Origin of the sequence: Bacillus sp. T17B1 (genome assembly GCF_026796395.1) — a bacterium.
Taxonomy (GTDB): domain Bacteria; phylum Bacillota; class Bacilli; order Bacillales; family Bacillaceae; genus Bacillus; species Bacillus spizizenii_A.
The window spans coordinates 1-25,609 of the sequence record NZ_JALAYA010000035.1 but is presented as its reverse complement, the minus strand read 5'-3'; the positions used below and the strand labels follow the sequence as shown (position 1 = coordinate 25,609).

Here is a 25,609-nt window from a genome sequence, read left to right as displayed (position 1 = left end):
TGTTGTCGCAGATAACGATTCTCTGCCTGCAGTTTCTCTAATTCAGAAGAATACTCCGGACCTTTTCCGTAAGTGTATTGCTTTCCAACAGGCTGTTCGAATCGATGTGTATCCCCAGCTTTATGCCATCTAACCCATGTCTGAACCTGTGTCTTATTCTTAATATTCAATTTCTCCATGATCTCTTTCATAGGCACGCCTGCCAATCTCATTTCTACAGCCTTCTGTTTCACTTCAACCGAATAACTCACTCTTGTCCTCATAGAAAAAACACCTCCAAGTCTAATGTCGGATAACAATCATCCTTTTTCAAACTTGAAGGTGTTTTTTATTTGTCTCATCTTATGGGGTCAGTCCCATGCAGCCGCCGCTCTTTTTATGTTCACTTCTATATAAAAGGGGGATTTAGGTTGCGCCCCTGTCTGCACTGGCAGAGGCGCGTTTTTGTTATACGACTGCGACGTTTTCCTTCACAGTAAAGCTTCCTCTTGAGAGCCTGATGTTGATGTCCGATACTTTTGCAATTTGCTCGTCGTGCGTCACCATGATAACGCATTTATTTTCCTTGTGCGCCAGATCTTGAAAAAGCCGCACAATTTCTTTTGATGTATCCTCATCAAGGTTTCCGGTCGGTTCATCGGCTACGATGAGATCCGTGTCACAGCAGAAAGCTCTTGTAATTGATATCCGTTGCTGCTGTCCGCCGCTTAGTGTCAGCACTTTTTGCCGTGCTTGTTTTTCACTGATGCCAACCTTCTGCAGCATATTCAGCGCATACGCTTCTTTGTTCTTTTCTTTAGAACCTGTGATTTCCATGGCAGTTGTGACGTTCTGCAGAGCCGTCATATATGGAAGCAGGTTATACGCCTGAAAGACAATTGATACATATTGGTTTCTGAAATTTGTTAAGCCGATTTTGGAAACCGCTTTTCCATCGTAAAGGATCGTTCCTTCTTTTGGTGCGTCAAGTCCGCCTGCCAAAGACAGAAAAGTGGTTTTCCCTGTCCCTGATGTGCCGACGATTGTATAGAATTTTCCTTTTTGAAAGCTGATGTTGATATCCTGAAACAATGGCTGGCTTTTGTCTTTATACCAGTAGCCGACTTGTTGAAATTCTAATAAGCTCATAGGTTTCGCCTCTCTCTATTCCTGTTTTGTCAATATCGTTTTCGGATGGAGCCGCAGTACTGAGATAGACGGCAGCAATGTGGCAATGATGGCGATTAAGATGCCGATCCCGCCAAGTACAAGCATGTCGTTCATAGAAACCGCAACGTTCAGTGAATCAATAACGTTTACGTTTGATGAGCTGTTTCCAAACATTCGGCCGCCCATGCCGCCACCGCCGCCAGGCATTTGTCCGTTTGCGGTTTGTGTAGAATCAGTTGATGAACTGATCTGCTGGGATAAAAGCTGATTGCCGAGCTGGTTCGCGACTAGATTTCCCGTTACCGATGCAAGGCCGATTGCGATAACAGCCACGATCAGAATCTCCGTTAAGAACTGTCCAATCAATTTCCAGCGTTTTTCACCGATTGCCATTAACACGCCCATCTCATATTTGCGCTCTCTGATTGACATCATGACAATCAGGCCAAGAATGACAGCGCCTGCCACTGATACAAGATACACGACGTTTTTAGAGAAAGAAGCTACATTTTCAATCGGGCCGACCATTTGCTGGTAAAGCTGATCGTTTGTATTCAGTGTGTACGTATCGAAGTTAATTGATGTTTTCTTCGCTGCTTTTACGAAAGCGTCCATATTTTTCGCATCGTCCATATAGTAAACAGCTGAGTCAATTGTATTTTTATAGTCGTCACCTTTCAGCGCTGCTGTTGCTGTATAAGGCGTGTAAAGCTTGTTGTAAGGATTTAAGAAAGAGAAATTTTGGGCTTGGTCGTCGCCTGAAGACGTTGTTTTATAGATACCGACAATCTTCAGCTTCACTGTTGTATCTTCGTCTGTTGCTGATTCAATTGTGATCGAATCTCCAACGCTTAAATCATTTTCTTCCGCTAATGTTTCGTTGATTACTGTTACCTTTTGGCCGACATCAGATTTTGTAATGGCGCGTCCATCAGTGATTTTGGCATCTCCGTCAGAGAAATCATCAACTAACGCAGTGCTGATGACACCTTCAATTGAAAGATCGGCTTGAACCATTTGCGGTCCGCCTTGTCCGCCGCCTTGGCTGTTTTTAGCATTTGAGCTTGAACTGCTGCTGGAATCACTTGAACTAGAGCTTGAGCTTTCAATAGCATCAAAGTTTCCCGCGTTGGCTGAAGCTGATGTGATGTAGTTGTAGCTCTTCACATGATCAAGTGCTGCAAGCTTGTTTGCATCAGACACTTTGATCGGTGTTGATTCAAATCTGCGTTTTTCTCCGCTGTCCTGCTGTTTTTCCATTTGCTTTTGGCGGTCAACTTGAAGCGTTACGCTTCCGCCGAGCTCCTGTCTGGCCAGCTCGCTTGATTTTTGTGCTGCCGACTGGATGGTGAGACCTGACAGAACAAAGACGCATATAACTGTAAACACAAATAATTGCAATAACGTTTTTCCCTTTTTAGCCTTCATATTCCAAAAGGCCCGTTTGATAAAGTTCATTTATGTTCCTCCGTATAGGTATTTTTATTGATAAGGCCGCCTGTGGGGCGGGCCTGCTTGTTGATAAATTAATAGTAGTTCAAAGGTATGAAAAAACTATGAACAATCTATTTCTAGTTGATGAAATAAAAACTAACAATTGTGAAACACAAAACCTTCTGTATAAAATGGTGCTATTATATAAAAAAGCATCAAACCAACCGGAGGATATAATGAAAATATTAATGATAGAAGATAATGTTAGTGTATGTACGATGACGGAGATGTTCTTTTTTAAGGAAGGGTTTGAAGCGGAATTCGTTCATGACGGTTTAGAGGGGTACCAGCGTTTTACGGAGGAAAATTGGGATCTGATCATTTTAGATATTATGTTACCATCCATGGACGGCGTGACCATCTGCAGAAAAATAAGAGAGACAAGCACGGTGCCGATTATCATGCTGACTGCCAAAGATACTGAATCAGATCAGGTCATCGGTTTTGAGATGGGAGCGGACGATTATGTCACAAAGCCATTCAGTCCGCTGACATTGGTTGCCCGCATCAAAGCAGTCATCAGAAGATACCAGGCGACAGGCAAGGCGGTCATTGATGAAGATATGATCGAATCGGAATACTTTACAATTAATAAGAAGACGAGAGAAGTATTTTTAAACGGAGAGCCTATAGAAAACCTCACGCCGAAGGAATTCGATCTGCTTTATTACCTTGTCCAAAATCCGCGGCAGGTGTTCTCCAGAGAACAGCTGCTTGAGCATGTATGGGGCTACCAGTTCTACGGAGATGAACGAACGGTAGATGTTCATATCAAACGGCTGCGGAAAAAGCTTGGCAGCGAAGACAAACCTTTCTTATACACTGTGTGGGGAGTAGGGTATAAATTTGATGAAGATTAAATATTTATATCAGCTGCTTCTGAGCCATATCAGCATTTTGATTTTAGCGTTTGTTATTATTATTTCTCTATTTTCCCAATTTGTGAAAGAGTTTGCCTATCAAAACAAAGTCGAGGAATTGACGTCATATGCGATGCAGATCGCAAACGAATTCCAAGCCGGCCAGGTTGACATGCGCAGACTGTATCCATATCAGGATATTTTAAGCACAAGAAAGACACAGTTTATTATCTTTAATGAAGAGCAGCAGCCTTATTTTCTTCCTGAAGGCTTTCACCATCAACCAAGGGAAAAGCTGAAGAAATCGGAATGGAATAAGCTGAAAAAAGGGCAGACTGTCATGATCAGGGCAGATGGCCGTTTTGATGATGAAGTGTCCCTTGTGGCGCAGCCTATATTTGTTCAGAACGAATTTAAAGGCGCCGTTCTGCTGATTTCTCCGATCAGCGGTGTTGAACAGATGGTCAATCAAGTCAACCTCTATATGTTTTACGCTGTGATCAGCACGCTTGTCATTACCATTCTCGTCAGCTGGCTTCTGTCCAAATTCCATGTCAAACGGATCCAAAAGCTGAGAGAAGCGACGGATAAAGTGGCTTCCGGCGATTATGACATCCACTTAGAAAACAACTACGGGGACGAAATTGGTGTGCTGGCGTCTGACTTTAATATCATGGCGAAAAAATTAAAGCAATCAAGGGATGAAATCGATCGCCTTGAGAAGCGGAGAAGGCAGTTTATCGCAGACGTATCACATGAATTAAAAACACCGCTGACGACGATCAACGGTTTGGTTGAAGGGCTGAATAGCCATACGATTCCTGAGGATAAGAAGGATAAATGCTTCTCGCTAATCAGTGAGGAAACGAAGCGCATGCTGAGGCTCGTAAAAGAAAATCTGGATTATGAAAAAATCAGATCCCAGCAAATTACCTTGAACAAGCTTGATGTTCCGCTGATCGAAGTTTTTGAAATCGTGAAAGAGCACTTGGAACAGCAGGCGAAAGAAAAGCAAAACAAGCTGGTTATTCAGGTAGAGGATAACATCATCGTTCATGCCGACTATGACCGGTTCATTCAGATTCTCGTCAACATTACGAAAAACAGCATCCAATTTACGCAAAACGGTAACATTTGGATGCGCGGAATAGAAGGGTATAAAGAGACGATTATCGAGATTGAAGATACGGGAATCGGCATCTCAAAAGAGGATATTGAGCATATTTGGGAGCGATTCTACAAAGCTGATATTTCAAGAACAAACACGGCATACGGGGAATACGGACTCGGTCTCTCCATCGTTAAGCAGCTCGTTGAGATGCATCAGGGCACAATAGAAATCAAGAGTGAAAAAGGAAAAGGCACAACATTCATCATTCGCCTTCCTTTAAGGACAAAACAGCCATAACATACAGGGCGGCGGCATCTCAGATGCAGCCGCCTTTTTTGCACTCCGCTTCGGTTTATTGCGTGCTCCCGAAACAAAGATTGCGTGTTTTTCGGGTTGGGACAGTCTGTAAACATGATAAAATATGACATAAACAGTTTTTGATGGGAGAGGGTGAAGGAATGAAGAGCGGGGTAATTCCTTCTTCAGCGGTCGGTCAAAAAATTAACGAGTGGTACAAATATATCCGCACATTCAGCGTGCCGGATGCCGAAGTGTTAAAAGCTGAAATCCAGCAGGAACTGAAATACATGCAGCACGATTCCAACTTGCTGCTATATTATTCACTAATGGAATTCCGCCACCAGCTTATGCTTGATTATCTTGAGCCGTTAGAGAAATTACATATCGAGGACCAGCCGAGCCTGTCTGAGTTATCAAGAAACATTGACAGCAACCAGGCAGGTCTCAAAGGGCTGCTTGACTATTATGTGAATTTTTTCCGCGGAATGTATGAGTTTGATAAGCGGGAATTTATTTCTGCCATTACATATTATAAACAAGCGGAGAAAAAGCTTTCCTTTGTCGCAGACCATATTGAACGGGCTGAATTCTATTTTAAAATAGCTGAAGCTTATTATTATATGAAACAAACGTACTTTTCACTGATCAATATCAAAAACGCCTATGAAATTTACGTGGAGCAGGAAACCTATAATGTGAGAATCATTCAGTGCCATTTCGTGTTCGGGGTCAACCTGATGGATGAAAGGAATTTCGAGCAAGCCGCACGCCATTTCAAATTGGCGCTCGATATGGCCGAAGCAGAACAAAAAGCCCAGCTCGTCGGGAGAGCATATTACAACCTTGGATTATGCTATTATAATCAAGACTTTCTTGACCCTGCTATTGACTACTTTGAAAAAGCGGTCTCCACGTTTGAAAGCAGCATGATCATCAATTCGCTGCCGCAAGCATATTTTTTAATCACCCTGATTTATTATAAACGGGGAAAACATGATAAAGCTTCGGCATATCACAAGCGGGGCTATGAATATGCTAAAGAAACAGACGATGTATACTACACAGTAAAATTCGAGTTTTTACAATCCCTATATCAGGACCAGCCCAATGAAGAAGGAATCGAACGATGTTTCCAATACTTAAAAACTAAAAATATGTACGCTGATATAGAGGATTTAGCCCTAGAAGTAGCAAAATACTATTATGAACAGAAAAAGTTTAAACTGTCTGCTTCCTACTTTCTACAAGTTGAAGAGGCAAGAAAACAAATACAAAGGAGTGAAGGTTTGTATGAAATTGAAATCTAAGTTGTTTGTTATTTGTTTAGCCGCAGCCGCAATTTTTACAGTGGCTGGCGTTTCCGCTAATGCGGAAGCACTCGACTTTCATGTGGCGGAAAGAGGAATGACGTAAGAAACAACACCCCTTCTCATTGAGAGAAGGGGTGTTTCTTTTTATACCTTTCGGCGCCCGCAGAGACGCTCAGCAGCTTAGAAGCCGCTAACAAACGCAGTCCCTACGATAATTAAAAGAATAAACAATACAACGATTAAAGCGAAAGAATGGCCGTAACCGACGTAGGAAGAGTATCCTGACATAAGGCAAGGATAATATAAGGTATGCAGAAACGATTGGCTTGGCAGGAATAATAGTGGATAAGAGAAAAAATGAACAATTCAACTATGTTTCAGATCGCATAAAAAATAGCGGACGCTTGCGCCCGCTATTTATGTATATTAAGAGATCAGCACGCCAGCGAAAAATTCTTGGTATAACGCTTGAACAGCTTTTCTTTCTTCAGCTTCTTTCACGCCGAACATCATGCTTACCTCAGAAGATCCCTGGTTGATCATTTCGATATTCACCTTTGCCTCTGATAATGCTTTGGCCGCTCTTGCCGTTGTGCCGACATTGTGGCGCATCGCTTCTCCTACAACCATAATCAGTGCGAGGTGATGCTCGACAATCACTTCGTCGGCGTGCAGATCCTCCTGAATCCGTTTGATGACGCTGCGTTCAGTGGCGTTATCCATTTGACCCTCCCGTAAGATGATGGTCATGTCATCGATCCCCGATGGAACATGTTCATATGTCAAACCGTGCTCCTCCAGAATTTGAAGGGCTCTGCGGCCAAACCCGATTTCTCTGTTCATTAAATACTTGCTGATATAAATGCTGCAAAAGCCGGTATCGCTGGCAATACCGACAACAGGACCGTTTGTGTTATCACGCTTGCTGACAACGCGGGTGCCTTGTGCAGACGGGTTGTTCGTATTTTTGATTTGCACAGGAATACCCGCTCTGAATGCCGGAATGAGCGCTTCATCATGAAACACTGAGAAGCCCGCGTAGGACAGCTCTCGCATCTCTCTGTATGTCAGCTCGCTGATTTCCTTTGGATTCTCAACGTAGGAAGGATTGACAGCGTACACTGCGTCCACATCCGTAAAGTTTTCGTACAAATCAGCATGAAGCCCGTTGGCAAGAATCGAGCCGGTAATATCAGAACCGCTCCGTGAGAATGTTATCACATCGCCAGCCTCGCTGAATCCGAAAAAACCGGGAAAAATGATGAGGCCGTCACGTTCCCGAAGACGATAGAGGTTTTGATAGGATTCAGGAAGTACTTGCGCGTTGCCGGGTTCATTTGTCACAAAGAGGCCGGCATCCTTCGGGTTGATATATTCCGCTTTGACGCCTTTATGGCGGAAATAGGCGGCGATCAGCTTGGCATTGTTATCCTCCCCGCTGGCTTTAACTGTGTCAAGATACTGCTCGGGATTGCTTTTATCCCCTTCTAAAAGCGTAAACAAATCATCGCGGATTTGCTCGGTAATGCTTTGCTCTAGCTGAAGCTCATTTGCGATGAGGGCATACCGTTCTACAACAGCTTCCGCCAGTTCAGGGGCGCTGCCTGATGCCAAATATTGTTCTGCACATGCGATTAAGAGATCAGTCACTTTCGTATCCTCAGCATACCGTTTTCCCGGAGCTGAAACGACTACAGCTTTCCGTGCCGGATCTGAGGTTACGATGTGAAACACCTTTTCAAGCTGGGCGCCTGAAGCGAGTGAGCTGCCTCCGAATTTAACGACCTTCATGTTTACATCTCCTAATGTTTAAAATTTTCACACAAATTTAGTTTTTATTATCTCTCTTTCAGTCCTGTAAATCAAGGGGGATTTTCTTTCCGTGATGAACATTTGTATTTTCCACAAGGAATAATGTCAGGTGAACTGACCATATACATGCGTTCTGATGATAAATATGGTAAACAACCTAACGATTTGGGATGGAAAATGATAAGAATTATTAGTAAAATTAAATAAATGACAGGTTAATATTTTGAAAGAATATTGACTAACACTAGAAAAATGGTAATATGTAAATGATAATGATAATCAATTACCATATGGCCATATTGTTTTGAGTCCTTGCGGAGTAGGAGATACGTTCTTTTTGCTGTAAGGATGTTAGGAGGCAGCATGAAGTTACGTTACTTATTTATTCTACTTATCATATTAGGAGTCACATCTGTATTTATCGGCGTAGAGGATCTGTCGCCGCTTGATCTCTTCGATTTAAGCAAACAAGAGGCGTCAACGCTGTTTGCAAGCCGTTTGCCGCGATTGATCAGCATTGTCATCGCGGGATTAAGCATGAGCATCTGCGGTTTGATTATGCAGCAGATCAGCAGAAACAAATTTGTGTCACCGACGACGGCAGGCACGATGGATTGGGCTCGGCTCGGTATTTTAATTTCCTTGCTGCTGTTCACATCTGCCAGTCCTTTAATCAAAATGCTGGTCGCGTTTGTCTTTGCTCTTGCAGGAAATTTTCTGTTTATGAAAATCCTTGAAAGAATCAAGTTTAACGACACCATCTTTATTCCGCTTGTCGGTTTAATGCTCGGGAATATCGTCAGTTCCATCGCGACATTTATCGCATATAAATATGACTTGATCCAGAATGTGTCATCATGGCTTCAAGGAGACTTCTCTTTAGTCGTAAAAGGAAGATACGAGCTTCTTTATCTGAGTATTCCGCTCGTCATCATTGCCTATGTGTATGCGGATAAATTCACATTGGCCGGTATGGGAGAAAGCTTTTCTGTCAACCTCGGCCTGAAGTACAAGCGGGTTGTGAACATCGGGCTCATTATCGTGTCCCTGATCACGTCTCTTGTCATCTTGATTGTCGGTATGCTTCCATTTCTCGGTTTAATCATCCCGAATATTGTATCGATTTACAGAGGAGACAATTTGAAGAACAGCCTGCCGCACACGGCGCTGTTGGGAGCGGTTTTTGTGCTCTTTTGCGATATACTGGGCAGAATCATTATCTTCCCTTACGAAATCTCGATTGGCCTGATGGTCGGAATCATCGGCAGCGGCATTTTCCTGTTTATGCTGTTAAGGAGAAAAGCGTATGCGTAACCAGATGAAAATTGCGTTGCTCGTTGTTTTAGCCATCGTATGTATTGGCTTGTTTCTGTTTTATGACTTAGGCAATTGGGATTACGCCTTGCCGAGAAGAATCAAAAAGGTCGCTGCCATTGCGTTGACTGGAGGAGCGATTGCGTTTTCGACCATGATCTTTCAAACGATTACGAACAACCGCATCCTGACGCCGGGCATCTTGGGCCTTGATTCTCTCTATATGCTGATTCAGACCGGCATTATCTTTTTGTTCGGTTCTGCAAATATTGTCATCATGAATAAAAACATCAACTTTATCATCTCTGTTCTGCTGATGATACTGTTTTCTCTTGTTCTGTATCAGATCATGTTCAAGGGAGAGGGGAGAAATATCTTTTTCCTTCTGCTCATCGGAATCGTGTTTGGTACGTTATTCGGCAGCTTGTCCTCCTTTATGCAGATGCTGATTGATCCGAATGAGTTTCAAGTTGTACAGGATAAGATGTTTGCCAGCTTTAATAACATCAACACGGATTTGTTATGGCTCGCGTTCATCATCTTCCTGCTGACAGGCGCTTATGTCTGGCGTTTTACAAAGTTTTTCGACGTGCTGTCGCTCGGGCGCGAGCATGCCGTAAATTTGGGCATCGACTACGACAAAGTGGTGAAGCAGATGCTGATCGTGGTTACGATCCTTGTTTCTGTTTCAACAGCGCTAGTCGGGCCGATTATGTTCTTAGGCCTTCTTGTCGTCAACCTGGCGAGAGAATTCCTGAAAACGTATAAGCATTCATACTTAATCGCAGGCTCCGTTTTCATCAGCATCATCGCGCTGGTCGGAGGGCAGTTTGTGGTTGAGAAAGTGTTTACCTTCTCAACGACGCTGAGCGTCATTATTAATTTTGCCGGCGGGATTTATTTTATCTACTTGCTGTTAAAGGAGAATAAATCATGGTAGAGGTCAAAAATGTAAGCAAACAATACGGCGGGAAAGTGGTCCTTGAAGAGACGTCAGTCACGATTCAAAAGGGCAAAATCACCTCGTTTATCGGTCCTAACGGCGCCGGCAAAAGCACGCTGTTGTCTATTATGAGCCGCCTGATCAAAAAAGATTCCGGCGAGATTTTGATAGACGGAGAAGAGATTGGAGCCTGCGACAGCAAAGAGCTTGCCAAAAAAATGAGCATTTTGAAGCAGGCGAACCAAATTAATATCAGACTCACCATCAAAGACCTCGTCAGCTTTGGCAGATTTCCGTATTCACAGGGCCGGCTGACAGAGGAAGACTGGGTTCATATCAACCAGGCGCTGGGCTATATGAAGCTGGAAGACATTCAGGACAAATACTTGGATCAGCTGAGCGGCGGACAGTGCCAAAGGGCGTTTGTCGCAATGGTCATTGCCCAGGACACAGATTATATCTTTCTGGATGAGCCACTGAACAATCTGGATATGAAACATTCGGTTGAAATTATGAAACTGCTGAAACGGCTGGTAGAGGAGCTTGGAAAAACGATCGTGATTGTCATACACGATATCAATTTTGCTTCTGTCTACTCGGACCATATTGTAGCTTTGAAAAACGGCCGAATCGTAAAAGAGGGGCCGCCTGAAGAAATGATAGAAACCTCTGTGCTTGAGGAAATCTATGATATGACCATCCCGATTCAGACGATTGATAATCAAAGAATAGGTGTTTATTTTTCTTAATATAAAGAAGAGGTGAAGAGCATGAAAAAGTTTGCATTATTATTCATCGCTTTGGTAACGGCAGTTGTCATTTCTGCATGCGGAAACCAGAGCACAAGCAGCAAAGGTTCTGATTCAAAGAATGAACAAATCACAGTGAAACACCAGCTGGACAAAAACGGCACAAAAGTACCAAAGAACCCTAAAAAAGTAGTTGTATTTGATTTTGGAAGCTTAGATACGTTAGATAAACTCGGTCTTGATGGTAAGGTAGCAGGCTTGCCGAAACAAGCCCTTCCTAAATATCTGTCCAAATTTAATGATGATAAATATGCCGATGTCGGAAGCTTAAAAGAGCCAGACTTTGAAAAAGTAGCAGACTTGAATCCTGACCTCATTATTATTTCAGGAAGACAATCTGAGTCATACAAAGAATTCTCTGATATCGCACCGACCATTTACCTTGGCGTAGACACGGCGAAATATATGGAATCATTTAAATCAGACGCAGAAACCATCGGTAAGATCTTTGATAAAGAAGACAAAGTGAAAGATGAACTTGCAACAATTGATCATTCAATTGCGGATCTTAAGAAAAAAGCTGAAAAGCTTAACAATAACGGCCTTGTTATTATGGCGAACGACGGAAAAATCAGCGCGTTCGGTTCTAAATCAAGATACGGCCTGATCCATGACGTATTCGGCGTAACACCGGCTGATAAAAACATCAAAGGGTCTACCCACGGACAAAGTGTTTCTTACGAGTACATTTCAAAAACAAACCCAGATTACCTGTTTGTCATTGACCGCGGTACAGCGATCGGTGAAACATCCTCTACTAAACAGGTGGTTGAAAATGATTATGTGAAAAACGTAAACGCAGTGAAAAATGATCACGTCGTCTACCTTGATTCTGCTACTTGGTACTTATCAGGCGGCGGACTAGAGTCTATGACGCAAATGATTAAAGAAGTGAAAGACGGTTTAGAGAAGTAAAACCAAAAAGAGCCTCCGCTTAAAAAGCGGGGCTCTTTTTTTATGGATCAGCGTGCCGGCTGCTGTTCGGCAGGACGCTGAGGTTTCTTTAATGTAAAGGAGAGGAGGAAGCCGGCAAGTGCAATGCAGGCTGCCACGATAAATGCGGCGTTCATGCCGTGCAGAGCGGCATGCTTCACATTTGTTGTGCCTGCGTGAGCCGCCTGGTTGCTCATGACGGATACCAACAGTGCGGTTCCGATTGAGCCGCCGACTTGGCGAATCGTATTGTTCATCGCTGTTCCGTGCGGGATCAGGTGGCGCGGCAGCGCGTTGATTCCGGCTGTTGTCACCGGCATCATGATCATAGCGGTACCTAAGAGACGAACCGTGTATAAAACGACTATCCAAGCGAGTGATGTATGGTCAGTCAGCTGCATAAACGGCAGTGATGTCAGGAAGATGATACAGAAACCTGCAATCGCCAGGCCTCTTCCGCCGACACGGTCAAAAATTCTTCCGATAATCGGTGACATAAAGCCCATCACAATGGCTCCCGGAAGAAGCATAAGCCCTGTATCAAAAGCTGTCACGTCTCTGACGTTTTGTGTATAAAGCGGCAGGATGGTTTCCGTACCAATCAATAAGGCAAAGACAAGTGTTCCCAGCAGGGTTGTTAAGCTGAAGATACCAAATGAAAATACGCGGAATTCCAGCATCGGTTTTTCAAGCTTCATTTGTCTTGTGATGAACAGAAGCAATGCGATGACACCCACTAGCAATGAAATCAAGACGGTTGAACTGGTCCAGCCGTAAGAGCCGACGCTTGAGAAGCCGTACAGAAGGCCGCCGAATCCAAATGTCGAAAGGATCACTGATAAAATATCAATCTTAGTTTTTCTTAAAGTCGTCACGTTCTTCATCAGGATGCTGGCAAGAATTAAATCAATCACAGCAAACGGTAGAATGATATAAAACAATGATCTCCAAGAGAAAGCTTCGACTGCCCATCCGGAAAGAGTCGGCCCGATCGCAGGCGCGAACGAGATGACCAATCCGACCATACCCATAGCTTGGCCGCGTTTTTCAATCGGAAAGATCGTCAGGAATACGGTCTGCATGAGCGGCATCATAATGCCGGCTCCAGCCGCTTGAATGATACGGGCTGTCAGCAGAACAGGGAAGTTCGGTGCAAACGCCCCGACGATTGTTCCGGCAGTGAAAATGCTCATAGCTGTGATAAGCAGCGTCCTGCTGGTGAATTTCTCAATTAAAAATGCGGTAATCGGAATTAAAATCCCGTTGGTTAACATAAATGAAGTTGTCAGCCATTGCGCTTGGTTGGCATCTACATTGAAATCCCTCATAATATGGGGAAGTGCGGTAATCAATAGCGTCTGATTCAAAATCGCGACAAACGCTCCGGCTAATAAAATGCCGACAATGACAGAACGGTTAAAAGGTTTTGGTTCAATAATTTTGTCCAATACATATCCCTTCTTTTCTTTAAGTAATTAACAGTGTTTTTAACATCGAAACGGGCTGTGTTAAAACACTGGTTTGTTCCAGATAGCCAATCAGTGATATGAGCAAAAAAGCGCGGGGTTCTTCCTTCTTCGCTTCTTCCTCCAGCATGGCGGCTGCGGATGCCAGTTCATCTACGTCATAGTCCGCGGCGGGCAGGGAAGAGATGCCTTTATGTAATTCCTTCAAGCTTTCCGACAATAGAGCTGATTTATCCTTTGGCTGATAGGAGGATGCTGAATGAATGTAAAGCTCGATGGCTTCGGACGGAAGGAGGGACTGCCGGGTTTCCTTGTTTTTAATAATCTGATTGAGGGTGCTGATGATAAACTTTGCGATCGGGTCAAGTTCAAGCGGTTTTTCCTCTATTTTGATCAGCATTAAAAATTCACGCATCATGCCGTGTAGAATGATGACCAGATCCCACACATACGGAAGAATGGTTTCTCCATAGGCCTGGATCAGAGAATCACGGTGCCAGCAGATAATCGTTGATCTGGTCTGATGAATATGCTGTTTAACCCGGTTATTATGCAGCTTGGGGTTTCCATAGGTCAGCATATTGAAAAACTGCTGGTTCTGCCTGAATCCTTCCAGCTCCATTTTGACCTTTTGCGTCAAACGCTCCTCCGGTGTCAGCGCGGTATTCTCCTGAAGTCTTGAGGCCGCGGCCACCATTTGTTTCTGGTTAAATGACAGCAGCTCCAAAAGCAGATCTTCCTTAGATTGAAACAGCTTATATATCGAAGCTTTTGACATCTTACATTCCTCTGCGATCGCCTGCATGGAAACCGATGTAAAATCCTTTTCCGAAAAAAGCTTTCGCGCAGCTAACAAGATATCTGTTTTTTTATCAAGCATCTCTTGTCTTCCTTCTTTCTTGAACATTAGAAAACCCATTGGTTCACAGAAAACCAATGAGTAACAATGAAAAAATTTTACCAAATAAACTAAATAGAAGTCAATGGATTTTAACCGGACAATCGAAAGGCCTGCCGGAAAATCCGACAGGCCGGGTGAGGCTTATTTTTCAACTTTAAATCCTTGTTTCTCAAGCATTTCACGGATATGCGGATAGTACAGGCGCTCATAATAGGAAGCGATGCCCTGTGACCAATTTCTTGTTTCTTTACCGTTTGTCCGCTTAGTCATATATTCAGACATCTGCTCATCATATGCCTGGATGTGAGACGTCAGCTCATCTTGATTCAAATATGTTTCCTGATGATTGACTGCTTCCTGCGGAAGGCGCGGTTTTTTCGCTGAACGGTCAGCAGGATGGCCGATGACAAGGCCGGATACAGGGAACACGTATTTTGGAAGCTCAAGCAATTCGATCAGCTCTTGAGGGTTTCCGCGAACCGCGCCAATCGGAACCGTGCCAAGTCCGAGTGATTCAGCCGCAGCTGTCGCTGTTCCGAGGGCAATACCAGCGTCTACAGCACCGACAAGAACAGACTCTAAGCCATTTGTGATCTCCATTTTGAAATCATTCAGATCTTCAAGCGCAATTTTGGCCCGGTTGAAGTCTGCGCAGAACAGCAAGAAAACAGGAGCCTGGTCAATCCAAGGCTGTCCGCCTGCCAGCTCGGAGATTTTCTTTTTGCGCTCTTTATCCTGCACTGTGATCACAGTCACTTGCTGCCCGTTGATAGAAGTTGGTGCAGATTGCACCGCTTGAATGATTTGGTCCAATTGTTCCTGAGCTACAGGTTCATCTGTATAGCTGCGAATCGAGCGGTGGTCTGTTAATGATTTGATGACTTCGTTCATATGGGACATCCTTTCCTTACTCGCTAAGCTCTGTGCGGACAACATCGAGAGGAGCGCTCAGCAGTTCTTTTCCTTTTGCTACAAATCCTTGGAAATGTGCAGTTTCATTGTGGAATTTCATCGCCGCTTCATCTTTCCATTGTTCGAGCATCACAAATGTATTTTCTTCGCCTACTTTTTCAAATAGGTCGTATTGCGCGTTGCCTTCCTCAGCTCTTGAATGCTGAACAAGCGATTGCGCCTCGTTCAAAAATTCCTCGCGTTTTTCTGGTTTTACTTTGATATAAGCTTGTAATACGATCATGTCAATCTCCTCCGTTGTTATGGTGAATTTATTGTTCGAATTTAATCGAACTAACTGTAACATGTAATTAAAATGAGGTAAAGGAAAAACCCTTAAATAGTAAAATTGTCATTCTAATTGTTGTGTGATACATTTGTGTCATGAACATTCCAAACCATCCAGAAACAGAAACGTTGCAGCTGACAAAGGTTCTTCACGCACTGAGTGATCCGCTTCGTTTAGAGCTCGTAAAGCAATTGGCTGAAGCGAAAGAAAAAACGTGCAGCACCTGTGCGGATGTACAGGTTGCCAAATCAACTTTGTCACATCATTTTAAAGTATTGAGAGAATCAGGCATCGCTCAAGTTCGGATAGAAGGAAAGCGCCGGTATTATTCGCTTCGCACTGAAGACCTCGAAATGGCATTTCCGGGCCTGCTTGAAGCTGTGCTGAATGTGGACCAGGACCGCTGGTGAATTAATCCCCTGTACCGGGGATTTTTTTATGTCCGTAAACAGCACAGGAAAGCCTCGCGACACCCTCCTGAATGTCTTCTTCCTTCAGCCGGGCGAATCCGATAATGAGAGCGGGCCTGCCAGTTTGCCTTCTTTTTTCCTTCAAATTAAACCGGCTCATTCCGAAGATTTCAAGCTGCTGGCCGGCGGCATGTGCCAGGATGTCTTGTTCGGTGCGGCTAGTATCAAATTCGGTAACAAAATGCAGTCCCGCATTTGCCCCCTTTACGGTTATCTTTCCGCTGAACTCTGTTTCTAAAGCGGCGATCAGGCGCTCTCTCTTTTCTTTATAATGCTGCTTCATTTTTTTTATATGCTTCTGATATTCTCCGGACTCGATAAACTCCTGCAGGGTGAGCTGTGTAAGAGACGAGCATGTTTGCAAGTCATAGCCCCGTTGTTTGTATGTCCTCAATAGCTCAGGCGGCAACACCATATAGCTGATCCGCAAGGCGGGAAGCAGGGACTTTGAAAAGGTGCCCATATAGATGACATTTTGAAAACGGTCGAGGCTTTGTAACGCTGGAATACTGTCTACATCATATGTAAATTCACTATCATAATCGTCTTCAATAATATAGCGGTGCGGCTTTTCGGCTGCCCAGTTCAACAGCTGAATTCTTCTGGATACAGGCATTATCGTTCCGGCCGGAAATTGATGCGATGGAGTCGTCACCAGCACATCAGGCTGCTGTCTGCTGATTTCAGCAATCGATATGCCTTTTTCATCCAGCATGATGGTCTTTACCTGTTTTCCGGCATTTTTTAAAAGCTGGTACATGCGCCTGTAACCGGGCTCCTCCATCGTATACACCGCCTCCTTAGGCAAAAGCTCAGTCAATAGCTGCATAAGCACCTGTGTGCCGGCCCCTATGACGATTTGTTCTGGCCGGCATTTCACGCCCCTTGTCAGGGAAATGAGCCTCGTAATGGCCGCGCGCACCTCATAGATTCCTTGCGGATGCGACATATCGCCAAGTGTTCGGTATGAGCGTGAGGCCGCTTTTTGCTCGCAGCGAAACCAGCTTTTGATCGGAAATTGGTCTGAATCGGCACTCATGTGTGAGAACGAAATCCAATTGCTCTGATCGATGTGAACCTCCTTCAGGTCATCCGGCAGTGCAAATGGGGGATGCTCCTCGGCAGAAAACATGTCCAGCTTCTCCACGAAAAACCCCTTTCGCTCAATGGCGTACAAATATCCTTCTGCCAGAAGCTGCTGATAGGCTGAATTCACTGAGTTTACGCTGACCTTCAGCTTCTCAGCCAGCTCCCTCTTGGAGGGGACCTTCGAGTGTGGCAGCAGATTTCGGCTGAGAATTTCTTTTTTCAGCCTTTGATAAATTTGCTGATAGATATAATCGGCTTGTTCTGAGCGGTCGAGTGTGATTGGGATGTCCATTTGCAGTGTCTCCTTCTGGTACCATCAAAAAGTTATAATTGGTACTTTTCATCATACCAAAAAGAAGTCAGAATGGTAAGAAAATAGAGACAGGGGGACATACACATGAGGCAAACAACAGCAAGCATCACGGCTGCCCAGTGGCAGCAAAAACGGGAGCAATTCGTGTCCAAAGGTGTGAGCAACGGCAACCGCAGCCTGGCGGTAAAAGGAGTAGGGGCTGAGCTGTACGATTTGGACGGCCGGAGATTTATTGATTTTGCAGGCGCCATCGGCACGTTAAATGTCGGACACTCGCATCCTAAGGTCGTTGAGGCTGTGAAGCGGCAGGCGGAGGAGCTGATTCACCCGGGTTTCAATGTCATGATGTATCCGTCTTATATCGAATTAGCGGAAAAATTGTGCGGCATTGCACCGGGCAGCCATGAGAAAAAAGCAATCTTTCTGAACTCAGGGGCGGAAGCAGTAGAGAATGCTGTGAAAATCGCCAGAAAGTATACTAAGCGCCAAGGGGTTGTCTCGTTTACACGCGGTTTTCACGGGCGCACGAATATGACGATGAGCATGACAAGTAAGGTAAAACCTTATAAATTCGGCTTCGGGCCTTTTGCGTCAGAGGTTTATCAAGCACCATTCCCTTATTATTATCAGAAACCGGCCGGCATGAGTGATGAAAGCTATGATGACATGATCATCCAAGCGTTCAATGATTTCTTCATCGCAACAGTGGCACCGGAAACGGTCGCATGTGTCGTGATGGAGCCTGTACAGGGAGAAGGCGGCTTTATTATTCCTTCGAAACGATTTGTGCAGCATGTCGCTTCTTTTTGCAAAGAGCACGGCATTGTTTTTGTCGCTGATGAAATTCAAACGGGTTTTGCCAGAACAGGCACTTATTTCGCAATTGAACATTTTGATGTTGTTCCTGATCTAATCACGGTTTCTAAATCACTTGCAGCGGGATTGCCGTTAAGCGGTGTGATCGGCCGTGCGGAAATGCTTGATGCAGCAGCGCCAGGGGAGCTGGGCGGCACGTATGCCGGCAGCCCGCTTGGATGCGTGGCGGCTTTGGCTGTCTTGGATATTATTGAAGAAGAAGGGCTCAATGAACGATCTGAAGAAATTGGAAAAACGATTGAAAACAAGGCGTGTGAGTGGAAACAAGAATTCCCGTTCATCGGTGATATCCGCAGAATCGGAGCAATGGCCGCAATCGAAATCGTCAAGGATCCTGAGACACGTGAGCCTGATAAAGCGAAAGCGGCAGCAATCGCGGCGTACGCGAATCAAAACGGATTGCTTTTACTGACTGCGGGAATGAATGGAAACATCATCCGCTTTCTGACGCCGCTCGTCATCTCAGACAGTCTTCTGAATGAAGGGCTTAGCATCTTGGAGGCAGGCCTGCGAGCTTAATCATTGGAAAGAAAACGGCTGGGTCTGCTATCATTTTAGTAATCATGAAAAGAAAGGAATGTTCAATATGCCAGATCAATTAACGGTCTACAACCCGGCTACGGGCGAGGAGATCAAAACGATTCCTCAGCAATCAGCCAAAGAAGTAGAAGAAGCCATTGAACGTTCACATCAAGCGTTTAAAACGTGGTCTAAAACATCAGCGAATGAAAGAGCGTCTCTTTTGAAAAAATGGTATGAGCTGATTGTTGAACATAAAGAAGAACTTGCAGATTTAATTACAAAGGAAAACGGAAAACCGTATCAGGAAGCGGTCGGCGAGGTTCTATACGGGGCAGGCTATATCGAATGGTTCGCAGAGGAAGCGAAGCGTGTGTACGGAAGAACTGTTCCCGCTCCGACAACCGGTAAGCGAATTGTCGTTACACGCCAGCCAGTCGGTCCTGTTGCTGCCATCACGCCTTGGAATTTCCCGAATGCGATGATTACACGCAAAGCGGCACCTGCTCTCGCTGCCGGCTGTACGTTTATCATTAAGCCGGCGCCGGACACACCGCTGTCTGCCTATGAGCTTGCGCGCCTCGCATATGAAGCGGGCATCCCGAAGGATGTTCTCCAGGTTGTCATCGGCGATGGAGAAGAAATTGGAGATGTGTTCACAAGCAGTCCGAAAATCCGCAAAATTACGTTCACAGGATCAACGCCGGTAGGGAAAATCCTCATGAAAAATAGTGCGGACACTGTGAAACATGTTTCCATGGAGCTTGGCGGACATGCCCCGCTAATCGTGGATGAAGATGCAAACATTGACCTTGCTGTTGAACAGGCGATGGTATCTAAATACCGAAACGCAGGCCAAACATGCGTATGTGCTAACCGACTGATCGTCCATGAATCCATCAAAGAAGAATTTGCAGAGAAACTGAGCGAACAAGTGTCTAAGCTGAAAGTCGGAAATGGACTTGAAGAGGGCGTCAATGTCGGCCCGATCATTAACAAAAGAGGCTTCGAAAAAATCGTCAGCCAAATTGATGATGCGGTTGAAAAAGGTGCGAAAGTTCTCGCTGGGGGCACGTATGACCGAAACGATGACAAAGGCTGCTACTTTGTTAACCCGACAGTACTCGCGGATGTCGATACATCAATGAATATCATGCATGAGGAAACATTTGGCCCGGTTGCACCAATCGTCACGTTTTCTGATATTGATGAAGCGATTCAGCTTGCCAACGATACACCGTACGGCCTGGCTGCTTACTTCTTCACAGAAAACTACCGCCGCGGCATCTATATTTCCGAAAATCTTGAGTATGGGATTATCGGCTGGAATGACGGCGGACCGTCAGCGGTTCAAGCGCCATTCGGCGGAATGAAAGAAAGCGGCATCGGCCGTGAAGGCGGTTCGGAAGGTATCGAGCCTTATCTTGAAACAAAATATATGTCCATCGGTTTATAAACAAATCGATATGGTTCTAAAGAGCTGCCGGAAGATCCGGCAGCTCTTTTTGTGTTTTAGGCGAATAAATACATCAATTCCAGACAAAATAACAGCAAATACTTTTTGAAAGAAGGTTCCCCAACAATGGATTTATTTTTGGCTCTTCTCCCGGCTTTGTTTTGGGGGAGCATTGTTCTATTCAATGTGAAATTAGGCGGCGGGCCGTACAGTCAAACACTAGGTACGACAATCGGGGCGTTAATTGTTTCTATCGTTATTTATTTGTTTGTCCAACCCGCCCTGTCCATGCGCATTTTTATCGTTGGAATAGTATCCGGCTTGTTTTGGTCACTAGGGCAGAGCAACCAGCTTAAAAGCATTCAGTTAATGGGTGTGTCCAAAACAATGCCGATTTCCACAGGAATGCAGCTTGTTTCTACCTCATTGTTCGGTGTCATCGTTTTCCGAGAGTGGTCAACACCGGTTTCAATTACACTTGGAATCCTCGCTCTTATCTTTATTATTGTCGGTATTGTTCTCACGTCATTAGAAGATAAGAAAGACAAGAAAGAGGGGGAGCCGAGCAATTTAAAAAAAGGTATTTTAATTCTGCTCGTCTCGACACTGGGTTATTTGATTTATGTCGTAGTCGCAAGATTGTTCAATGTATCTGGATGGTCTGCCCTGTTGCCGCAGGCGATCGGAATGGTCATTGGAGGGGTCATTTTAACCTATAAGCACAAGCCCTTCAATAAGTATGCCATTAGAAATATTCTTCCGGGCTTAATCTGGGCAGGGGGAAATATGTTTTTGTTTATTTCTCAACCAAAAGTTGGCGTTGCCACAAGTTTTTCTCTCTCTCAAATGGGAATTGTCATCTCGACGCTTGGCGGTATTTTCATCCTGCGTGAAAAGAAATCAAAACGCCAGCTCATTGCAATTGCGATTGGGATTGCACTGATTATTGCGGCTGCCGTATTTTTAGGAATCGCCAAAACGAATTCATAACAATTAAGGAGGATGAACATGTATCCAGATTTAAAAGGAAAAGTCGTCGCTATTACAGGAGCTGCTTCAGGACTAGGAAAGGCAATGGCCATTCGCTTCGGCAAGGAGCAGGCAAAGGTGGTTATCAACTACTACAGCAATAAGCAGGATCCGAACGAGGTAAAAGAAGAGGTCATCAAGGCGGGCGGTGAAGCTGTTGTTGTCCAAGGAGACGTAACAAAAGAGGAAGATGTAAAAAACATCGTCCAAACAGCGATTAACGAGTTCGGTACACTTGATATTATGATTAATAATGCTGGTCTTGAAAATCCCGTTCCTTCTCATGAAATGCCGCTGAAGGATTGGGATAAAGTAATCAGCACAAACTTAACGGGCGCCTTTTTAGGAAGCCGTGAAGCGATTAAATATTTTGTTGAAAACGATATAAAAGGAAATGTCATTAATATGTCGAGCGTACATGAAGTGATTCCGTGGCCATTATTTGTTCACTATGCGGCAAGCAAAGGCGGAATTAAGCTGATGACGGAAACATTGGCGCTGGAATATGCGCCGAAAGGCATTCGTGTCAACAATATCGGGCCAGGCGCGATCAACACGCCAATCAATGCTGAAAAATTTGCTGATCCTAAGCAGAGAGCAGATGTAGAAAGCATGATTCCGATGGGATATATCGGTGAACCGGAGGAAATTGCGGCAGTAGCAGTCTGGCTTGCTTCGAAGGAAGCCAGCTACGTCACAGGCATCACATTATTCGCGGACGGCGGTATGACACAATATCCTTCCTTTCAGGCAGGACGCGGATAAACCTAAAAAAGCGACCCAGAACTCATCTGGATCGCTTTTTCTTTAGGTGCGCTTTTTCTTTACAAGAGCTGCAACAGATAAAATAATGGCTGCCGCAGATAGCACAATCGCTGCTATATCAAGAGCTGAAGATCCTGAGTCTGCAGAAGCAGAATCATCTTTCGTTTGAGTAGCGCCGTGCTCATCTGTTACTTCTTTCGATGTGGTAATTTTTGTGATGGCATGAGGCGTATCCGCATCTTCGTCACCTGTCCACTCGACAATGCTGCCGTCTTTGTAATATTGGTATGCGTCCCAAGCGGCTTCCTCCGCTTTATCAGGGTTTTTGGCAACAAAGGTAAACTGCTGGAACTGGCCTTCTTGAATGCCACCGTCAGTCGCCTCCCACGTCACGGACACTGATTTGTCGTCGTGTTTCTGGGTGGATACCTTCCAGCCTGGAACTGGCTCGTATTGCTGGAATTCAACATCCTTCGGCATTTTGAGGACAATCTTTGTCGTCGGCTGATTTTTCTCAGACGGAACCTTCATTGTATAAGTTTCCCAAGAGCCTGTTGCGGATTCAGCAGGCTTTACAGTAACGTGCGCGCTGGCAGGGGCCGTAAAGAATAAGAGAGAGCCGACAATAGCCGGGCATAGTGTGAATGCAATTTTCTTTAACAATTCAAACACTCCTTTAATTGGTCTTTGTAAACATGATATTGATTTCGTTAAAGTCTCCGGTCAGCCCGTGGACTTTGATCTTCCAGTTTCCTTTTTCATTAATGGATAGGTTTTCATCCTGAAAGACGCCTTTTGTTTTCTCTTTTAATTGAAACGTGCTTTTGTTTTCGCTGCCTGACAAGCCTGTTTTATAAATGGTTAACGTGATTTGCTGGATGTTTTTCACCGGTTCGCCGTTATGATCAGTGACCCGCAGCTCAAATTCATTTTTGCCTGGCTGGTTCGGGCTGATGCTGAGAGAAACGCTTTGTCCTTTCTCAATCGCTTTCGTTTGGAAGAACGGTTTCGGCGGCGGCTCAGGCGGGCTTGGCAGGCTTGTAAACACGGCCGCTGTGATCAATACAGCGATGCCGATTGCCCATTCCGCTTTCAGCGTTCGGCTGATTCCTGTACGACGCTGCTTTCTGGTGAGCAGAAAATGAAGCGCGCCTAAGACCAGCATCAACGCAAACAGTCCGCTTTTTACTAAAAGAGCTTGGCCGTATGCGGTGTGGAACAGTGAATCCATTGATCGAATGATGAAAAATCCATTGAGCAAGCCTGAAAACAAAATGATGCCGACTGCAGTAAGCGCCCATGGGGAGAACCGGCTTACCGTTTCCCATGCGAGCGTTTTGTCAGGCTGCCTCCATTCTTTTGCGAGCAGCAAAACGAGTGCTGCTATTCCGCCGACCCAGATAGAAGCGGAAGATAAATGAAGGAAATCCATCAAAATGCCGACCGCTTTTTCTTCAACGACAGCAGCATGTCCGGTAAAGGATTTGGCAAGCAGGAGACCGAAAAAGAAAATGAGCGGCGCTGTCCAATAGCCAAAGGATGAAAAGCGGTTTTTGCGTATCACAGGGATCGCAGACAGTGCAAGCAGCACGTACAGCACGGCCTGTATGATCCAAATGGTGCCGCCTGCTGTGTCAAACAGTGTTTCTCTGATGTAGCCCGGCTGGAAGGCGCTGTCCCAGCCGCCGCCCGCGTTCGCTTTTGTCTGAATGGGAAGCTGAAGCAAAAGCGCCAGTCCCAAGACAGTAATCGAGACAATCAGGATACGTCTAGTCCGTTTGGCGAGTTGTTCTGAATCTCCTTTATACCAGAAGAGATGGAAGAAAACCGTCCCGATAAACAGAGATAAGGCTGTGTACAGAATTGCGCGGTCTGCGGCTGTTGCCGGATTCAGCGATGAACCGGCGGCTTTTTGGCTGCTGAACCCGCCGTCCGCTTTCCCGATGCTGAACGGAATGACGCCGGAAACCGGATGCCCGTCCGCAGACACGGCATTCCATTCCGCTCTGTACACATCATGCGGCAGATTCTTTTTCAGCTTCACGGTCATGATGTGATTGTTATCTTTTTTGATTTCAGTCTTATCTGTATCCACCCGATCGCCGTTTGAATTATAGACTTTAATGTAATGAAATCCTTCTTCAACCGGTTCATTAAATTCGATTTCCACCTGTGAGGGCGCGCTTTTTAATTCGCTGTTTTCACCAGGTGAAGATTTGACAATATAGGCGTGAGCAAAGCTTGTTTTCGGCAGGAAAACAAGAAAAAGCAGAAGGATAATCCACCATCTGTTTCGCTTCATCACTCAGACACCACCTTCCGCTGTATATGTTGTGTTATGTCTTGGTGCAGGTGCAGCGTTTTTTTCTGTCTTGAAGCACGTCTTCCAGCGCCTGGTCGAAGGTACGGACGGCTCCGCCGAATCCTTTTTGAAACCGTTCAGCATGGTCGAGTGTTGCAAACGGGATCGCTTGAGGCTGGCAGCAGTGCAGGTTTAATTCAGCATTTAGGACGAAATAAGCCGAACCGGCACTGACTGTTGTGTGTAACAGAAAATCTCTGCAAATCAAGTGTGAAACCTCTTCTGTTTTATCTGCGTAACGCAAAAACGCACAATGTGCGCAGCATAGCTGTTCAATGTCTTGGTTTACCGTGATCAGCTGAACCGAATGGGTTTGATTGACCGGCTTCAGGCAATAGCTGCACATATGATCCATTTGAGGTGTTCGGGCTGGGAGCGTGATGCCGCCGGACGTTTTAATGACCTGATTTGACTGAACAAGCTGATTGACATCTCTGTATACCGTCATTTCCGAAACGCCGAACCTTGCGCTGATGTCAGAGATTTTAAGCGCGCCTTCTTCTTTCAGCCACTTCAGAATGTGTTGCTGTCTATTAATCGGAAGCATTCATACATCCCCTCCAATAAGATCTATTTAAGCGTAGAGGATTTTAGAGACAGAGACAAGTAAGCTGATGATAAAAAATGTGAAAATGTGTTGAACAACAACAAAACGAAACAGAAGGGACTCTGGTATAATAGACATAAGGAATGGAAAGTGAGGAATACCCTATGAAAGAAACACGATGCCCGAACTGCGGCAAACCTTTGACAGGCGACATGGTCAGATCATCAAATGTGCCTTGTCAATTTCGCTGCGGACACTGCCGGGAACGGCTTTATGAATATAAAGTATCAGCTCCGATCATGCTGGTGTCATTAGCAGTCATCGTGCTGCTCATTTATCTTTTGCTGCTTCTCCGTAATGCGGCAGGCACAATGCTGCCGGCCGTACAGCACGTGCCGATGGCTGTTTTTGCACTTGTGTGCGCGTATCCCGTTTTTATCGTGAGTGAGCGGATGATCGCCAAGTACGTGATTCAAAACGGCAACATTATATATAGAGGAAAGAGAAAAGGCTCCTGATACTGGTCTTACCCCTGTCAAGT

At 45.0% G+C, this 25,609-nt stretch carries 26 protein-coding genes and 1 pseudogene; 14 read left to right on the top strand and 13 right to left on the bottom strand.

The features are described 5' to 3' along the window. The 3 genes and pseudogenes from MOF34_RS16465 to MOF34_RS16455 form a co-directional block, all read right to left on the bottom strand. Positions 1-263, bottom strand: a pseudogene (locus tag MOF34_RS16465) (helix-turn-helix domain-containing protein); the annotation flags it as partial. A gap of 184 nt (positions 264-447) precedes the next feature. After that, positions 448-1,128, bottom strand: a complete 681-nt coding sequence (locus tag MOF34_RS16460) for an ABC transporter ATP-binding protein (RefSeq protein ID WP_268400904.1) — start codon at positions 1,126-1,128, stop codon at positions 448-450. 15 nt (positions 1,129-1,143) lie between these two features. After that, complete coding sequence (locus MOF34_RS16455; protein WP_268400902.1) at positions 1,144-2,607, bottom strand: ABC transporter permease; 1,464 nt, start codon at positions 2,605-2,607, stop codon at positions 1,144-1,146. Between the two features lie 212 nt (positions 2,608-2,819). Between MOF34_RS16455 and yclJ the strand changes: the two genes are divergently transcribed. From yclJ to phrC, 4 genes are all read left to right on the top strand, one after another. Then, entirely contained in the window at positions 2,820-3,503 is a 684-nt protein-coding gene (gene yclJ, locus MOF34_RS16450; RefSeq protein WP_029316982.1) for a two-component system response regulator YclJ, read from the top strand. Continuing rightward, the gene (gene yclK, locus MOF34_RS16445; RefSeq protein ID WP_268400901.1) at positions 3,490-4,911 is read left to right on the top strand and encodes a two-component system sensor histidine kinase YclK; all 1,422 of its coding nucleotides are present in this window, start codon (positions 3,490-3,492) and stop codon (positions 4,909-4,911) included. Before yclJ ends, yclK begins: the two co-directional genes overlap by 14 nt. Positions 4,912-5,072: 161 nt before the next feature. Continuing rightward, entirely contained in the window at positions 5,073-6,221 is a 1,149-nt protein-coding gene (rapC, locus tag MOF34_RS16440; RefSeq protein WP_268400900.1) for a response regulator aspartate phosphatase RapC, read from the top strand. After that, a complete protein-coding gene (phrC, locus tag MOF34_RS16435) occupies positions 6,205-6,327 on the top strand; it encodes a phosphatase RapC inhibitor PhrC (RefSeq protein ID WP_268400898.1) in 123 nt (40 codons plus the stop codon). Before rapC ends, phrC begins: the two co-directional genes overlap by 17 nt. Before the next feature lie 77 nt (positions 6,328-6,404). On the opposite strand, the gene MOF34_RS16430 is transcribed toward phrC, so the two are convergent. Beyond that, on the bottom strand, positions 6,405-6,512 hold the full coding sequence (locus MOF34_RS16430; protein ID WP_268400897.1) for a YjcZ family sporulation protein: 108 nt from the start codon (positions 6,510-6,512) through the stop codon (positions 6,405-6,407). A 138-nt stretch (positions 6,513-6,650) separates the two neighbouring features. Continuing rightward, the gene (locus MOF34_RS16425) at positions 6,651-8,015 is read right to left on the bottom strand and encodes an aspartate kinase (RefSeq protein ID WP_268400896.1); all 1,365 of its coding nucleotides are present in this window, start codon (positions 8,013-8,015) and stop codon (positions 6,651-6,653) included. A gap of 384 nt (positions 8,016-8,399) precedes the next feature. On the opposite strand from MOF34_RS16425, the gene yclN reads away from it, so the two are divergent. Genes yclN through MOF34_RS16405 form a run of 4 tightly spaced genes read left to right on the top strand, consistent with a single transcriptional unit; the run spans position 8,400 to position 12,017 of the window. Beyond that, positions 8,400-9,350 (top strand): petrobactin ABC transporter permease YclN, encoded by a 951-nt coding sequence (yclN, locus tag MOF34_RS16420; protein WP_268400895.1) that lies wholly within the window; start codon positions 8,400-8,402, stop codon positions 9,348-9,350. Then, positions 9,343-10,290, top strand: coding sequence for a petrobactin ABC transporter permease YclO (yclO, locus tag MOF34_RS16415; protein WP_268400894.1), 948 nt, complete (start codon positions 9,343-9,345; stop codon positions 10,288-10,290). Before yclN ends, yclO begins: the two co-directional genes overlap by 8 nt. Next, the gene (gene yclP / locus MOF34_RS16410) at positions 10,284-11,042 is read left to right on the top strand and encodes a petrobactin ABC transporter ATP-binding protein YclP (protein WP_268400893.1); all 759 of its coding nucleotides are present in this window, start codon (positions 10,284-10,286) and stop codon (positions 11,040-11,042) included. The genes yclO and yclP overlap by 7 nt, the downstream gene beginning before the upstream one ends. Positions 11,043-11,063: 21 nt before the next feature. Continuing rightward, positions 11,064-12,017: a siderophore ABC transporter substrate-binding protein gene (locus MOF34_RS16405; RefSeq protein WP_268400892.1), complete on the top strand. Its 954-nt coding sequence runs from the start codon at positions 11,064-11,066 to the stop codon at positions 12,015-12,017. A 47-nt stretch (positions 12,018-12,064) separates the two neighbouring features. On the opposite strand, the gene MOF34_RS16400 is transcribed toward MOF34_RS16405, so the two are convergent. The 4 genes from MOF34_RS16400 to MOF34_RS16385 all read right to left on the bottom strand — a co-directional run bounded on the left by MOF34_RS16400 (position 12,065) and on the right by MOF34_RS16385 (position 15,597). Next, positions 12,065-13,483 (bottom strand): MDR family MFS transporter, encoded by a 1,419-nt coding sequence (locus MOF34_RS16400; protein ID WP_268400890.1) that lies wholly within the window; start codon positions 13,481-13,483, stop codon positions 12,065-12,067. 19 nt (positions 13,484-13,502) lie between these two features. Then, a complete protein-coding gene (locus MOF34_RS16395) occupies positions 13,503-14,381 on the bottom strand; it encodes a TetR/AcrR family transcriptional regulator (RefSeq protein WP_268400889.1) in 879 nt (292 codons plus the stop codon). Positions 14,382-14,543: 162 nt separating this feature from the next. Next, positions 14,544-15,293, bottom strand: coding sequence for an NADPH-dependent oxidoreductase (locus tag MOF34_RS16390; protein WP_268400887.1), 750 nt, complete (start codon positions 15,291-15,293; stop codon positions 14,544-14,546). Positions 15,294-15,309: 16 nt separating this feature from the next. Then, positions 15,310-15,597 carry a putative quinol monooxygenase gene (locus MOF34_RS16385; RefSeq protein WP_019713321.1) on the bottom strand — a complete coding sequence of 96 codons (288 nt, stop codon included), beginning with the start codon at positions 15,595-15,597 and terminating at the stop codon, positions 15,310-15,312. A 140-nt stretch (positions 15,598-15,737) separates the two neighbouring features. Here MOF34_RS16385 and MOF34_RS16380 point away from each other — a divergent pair, with 140 nt between their 5' ends. Continuing rightward, positions 15,738-16,052, top strand: a complete 315-nt coding sequence (locus MOF34_RS16380; RefSeq protein WP_019713322.1) for an ArsR/SmtB family transcription factor — start codon at positions 15,738-15,740, stop codon at positions 16,050-16,052. Between the two features lies 1 nt (position 16,053). On the opposite strand, the gene MOF34_RS16375 is transcribed toward MOF34_RS16380, so the two are convergent. Next, positions 16,054-17,493, bottom strand: a complete 1,440-nt coding sequence (locus MOF34_RS16375; protein WP_268400885.1) for a PLP-dependent aminotransferase family protein — start codon at positions 17,491-17,493, stop codon at positions 16,054-16,056. A gap of 105 nt (positions 17,494-17,598) precedes the next feature. On the opposite strand from MOF34_RS16375, the gene gabT reads away from it, so the two are divergent. The 4 genes from gabT (at position 17,599) to gdh (ending at position 22,159) form a co-directional block, all read left to right on the top strand. Further along, the gene (gene gabT / locus MOF34_RS16370) at positions 17,599-18,909 is read left to right on the top strand and encodes a 4-aminobutyrate--2-oxoglutarate transaminase (RefSeq protein WP_268400883.1); all 1,311 of its coding nucleotides are present in this window, start codon (positions 17,599-17,601) and stop codon (positions 18,907-18,909) included. 67 nt (positions 18,910-18,976) lie between these two features. Next, complete coding sequence (gene gabD, locus MOF34_RS16365; protein ID WP_268400882.1) at positions 18,977-20,365, top strand: succinate-semialdehyde dehydrogenase; 1,389 nt, start codon at positions 18,977-18,979, stop codon at positions 20,363-20,365. Between the two features lie 126 nt (positions 20,366-20,491). Continuing rightward, a complete protein-coding gene (locus MOF34_RS16360) occupies positions 20,492-21,355 on the top strand; it encodes a RhaT/GlcU family sugar-proton symporter (protein ID WP_268400880.1) in 864 nt (287 codons plus the stop codon). 18 nt (positions 21,356-21,373) lie between these two features. Beyond that, the gene (gdh, locus tag MOF34_RS16355; protein ID WP_268400879.1) at positions 21,374-22,159 is read left to right on the top strand and encodes a glucose 1-dehydrogenase; all 786 of its coding nucleotides are present in this window, start codon (positions 21,374-21,376) and stop codon (positions 22,157-22,159) included. Positions 22,160-22,201: 42 nt separating this feature from the next. Here the strand turns inward: gdh and MOF34_RS16350 are convergent, their stop codons facing one another. Genes MOF34_RS16350 through ycnK form a run of 3 tightly spaced genes read right to left on the bottom strand, consistent with a single transcriptional unit; the run spans position 22,202 to position 25,068 of the window. Next, positions 22,202-22,822, bottom strand: a complete 621-nt coding sequence (locus MOF34_RS16350; protein WP_268400878.1) for a DUF1775 domain-containing protein — start codon at positions 22,820-22,822, stop codon at positions 22,202-22,204. Between the two features lie 13 nt (positions 22,823-22,835). Then, on the bottom strand, positions 22,836-24,461 hold the full coding sequence (locus MOF34_RS16345) for a copper resistance protein CopC (protein ID WP_268400877.1): 1,626 nt from the start codon (positions 24,459-24,461) through the stop codon (positions 22,836-22,838). A gap of 34 nt (positions 24,462-24,495) precedes the next feature. Then, positions 24,496-25,068, bottom strand: coding sequence for a copper uptake transcriptional regulator YcnK (gene ycnK, locus MOF34_RS16340; protein ID WP_268400876.1), 573 nt, complete (start codon positions 25,066-25,068; stop codon positions 24,496-24,498). A gap of 164 nt (positions 25,069-25,232) precedes the next feature. Here ycnK and MOF34_RS16335 point away from each other — a divergent pair, with 164 nt between their 5' ends. Then, complete coding sequence (locus tag MOF34_RS16335; protein ID WP_268400875.1) at positions 25,233-25,586, top strand: hypothetical protein; 354 nt, start codon at positions 25,233-25,235, stop codon at positions 25,584-25,586. Positions 25,587-25,609 lie beyond the last annotated feature (23 nt).

Coding starts and splice junctions, on each gene's coding strand:
- MOF34_RS16460 (WP_268400904.1), bottom strand. CDS start 1,128: ATGAGCTTATTAGAATTTCAACAAGTCGGCTACTGGTATAAAGACAAA.
- MOF34_RS16455 (WP_268400902.1), bottom strand. CDS start 2,607: ATGAACTTTATCAAACGGGCCTTTTGGAATATGAAGGCTAAAAAGGGA.
- yclJ (WP_029316982.1), top strand. CDS start 2,820: ATGAAAATATTAATGATAGAAGATAATGTTAGTGTATGTACGATGACG.
- rapC (WP_268400900.1), top strand. CDS start 5,073: ATGAAGAGCGGGGTAATTCCTTCTTCAGCGGTCGGTCAAAAAATTAAC.
- phrC (WP_268400898.1), top strand. CDS start 6,205: ATGAAATTGAAATCTAAGTTGTTTGTTATTTGTTTAGCCGCAGCCGCA.
- MOF34_RS16430 (WP_268400897.1), bottom strand. CDS start 6,512: ATGTCAGGATACTCTTCCTACGTCGGTTACGGCCATTCTTTCGCTTTA.
- MOF34_RS16425 (WP_268400896.1), bottom strand. CDS start 8,015: ATGAAGGTCGTTAAATTCGGAGGCAGCTCACTCGCTTCAGGCGCCCAG.
- yclN (WP_268400895.1), top strand. CDS start 8,400: ATGAAGTTACGTTACTTATTTATTCTACTTATCATATTAGGAGTCACA.
- yclO (WP_268400894.1), top strand. CDS start 9,343: ATGCGTAACCAGATGAAAATTGCGTTGCTCGTTGTTTTAGCCATCGTA.
- yclP (WP_268400893.1), top strand. CDS start 10,284: ATGGTAGAGGTCAAAAATGTAAGCAAACAATACGGCGGGAAAGTGGTC.
- MOF34_RS16405 (WP_268400892.1), top strand. CDS start 11,064: ATGAAAAAGTTTGCATTATTATTCATCGCTTTGGTAACGGCAGTTGTC.
- MOF34_RS16395 (WP_268400889.1), bottom strand. CDS start 14,381: ATGCTTGATAAAAAAACAGATATCTTGTTAGCTGCGCGAAAGCTTTTT.
- MOF34_RS16390 (WP_268400887.1), bottom strand. CDS start 15,293: ATGAACGAAGTCATCAAATCATTAACAGACCACCGCTCGATTCGCAGC.
- MOF34_RS16385 (WP_019713321.1), bottom strand. CDS start 15,597: ATGATCGTATTACAAGCTTATATCAAAGTAAAACCAGAAAAACGCGAG.
- MOF34_RS16380 (WP_019713322.1), top strand. CDS start 15,738: ATGAACATTCCAAACCATCCAGAAACAGAAACGTTGCAGCTGACAAAG.
- MOF34_RS16375 (WP_268400885.1), bottom strand. CDS start 17,493: ATGGACATCCCAATCACACTCGACCGCTCAGAACAAGCCGATTATATC.
- gabT (WP_268400883.1), top strand. CDS start 17,599: ATGAGGCAAACAACAGCAAGCATCACGGCTGCCCAGTGGCAGCAAAAA.
- gabD (WP_268400882.1), top strand. CDS start 18,977: ATGCCAGATCAATTAACGGTCTACAACCCGGCTACGGGCGAGGAGATC.
- MOF34_RS16360 (WP_268400880.1), top strand. CDS start 20,492: ATGGATTTATTTTTGGCTCTTCTCCCGGCTTTGTTTTGGGGGAGCATT.
- gdh (WP_268400879.1), top strand. CDS start 21,374: ATGTATCCAGATTTAAAAGGAAAAGTCGTCGCTATTACAGGAGCTGCT.
- MOF34_RS16345 (WP_268400877.1), bottom strand. CDS start 24,461: ATGAAGCGAAACAGATGGTGGATTATCCTTCTGCTTTTTCTTGTTTTC.
- ycnK (WP_268400876.1), bottom strand. CDS start 25,068: ATGCTTCCGATTAATAGACAGCAACACATTCTGAAGTGGCTGAAAGAA.
- MOF34_RS16335 (WP_268400875.1), top strand. CDS start 25,233: ATGAAAGAAACACGATGCCCGAACTGCGGCAAACCTTTGACAGGCGAC.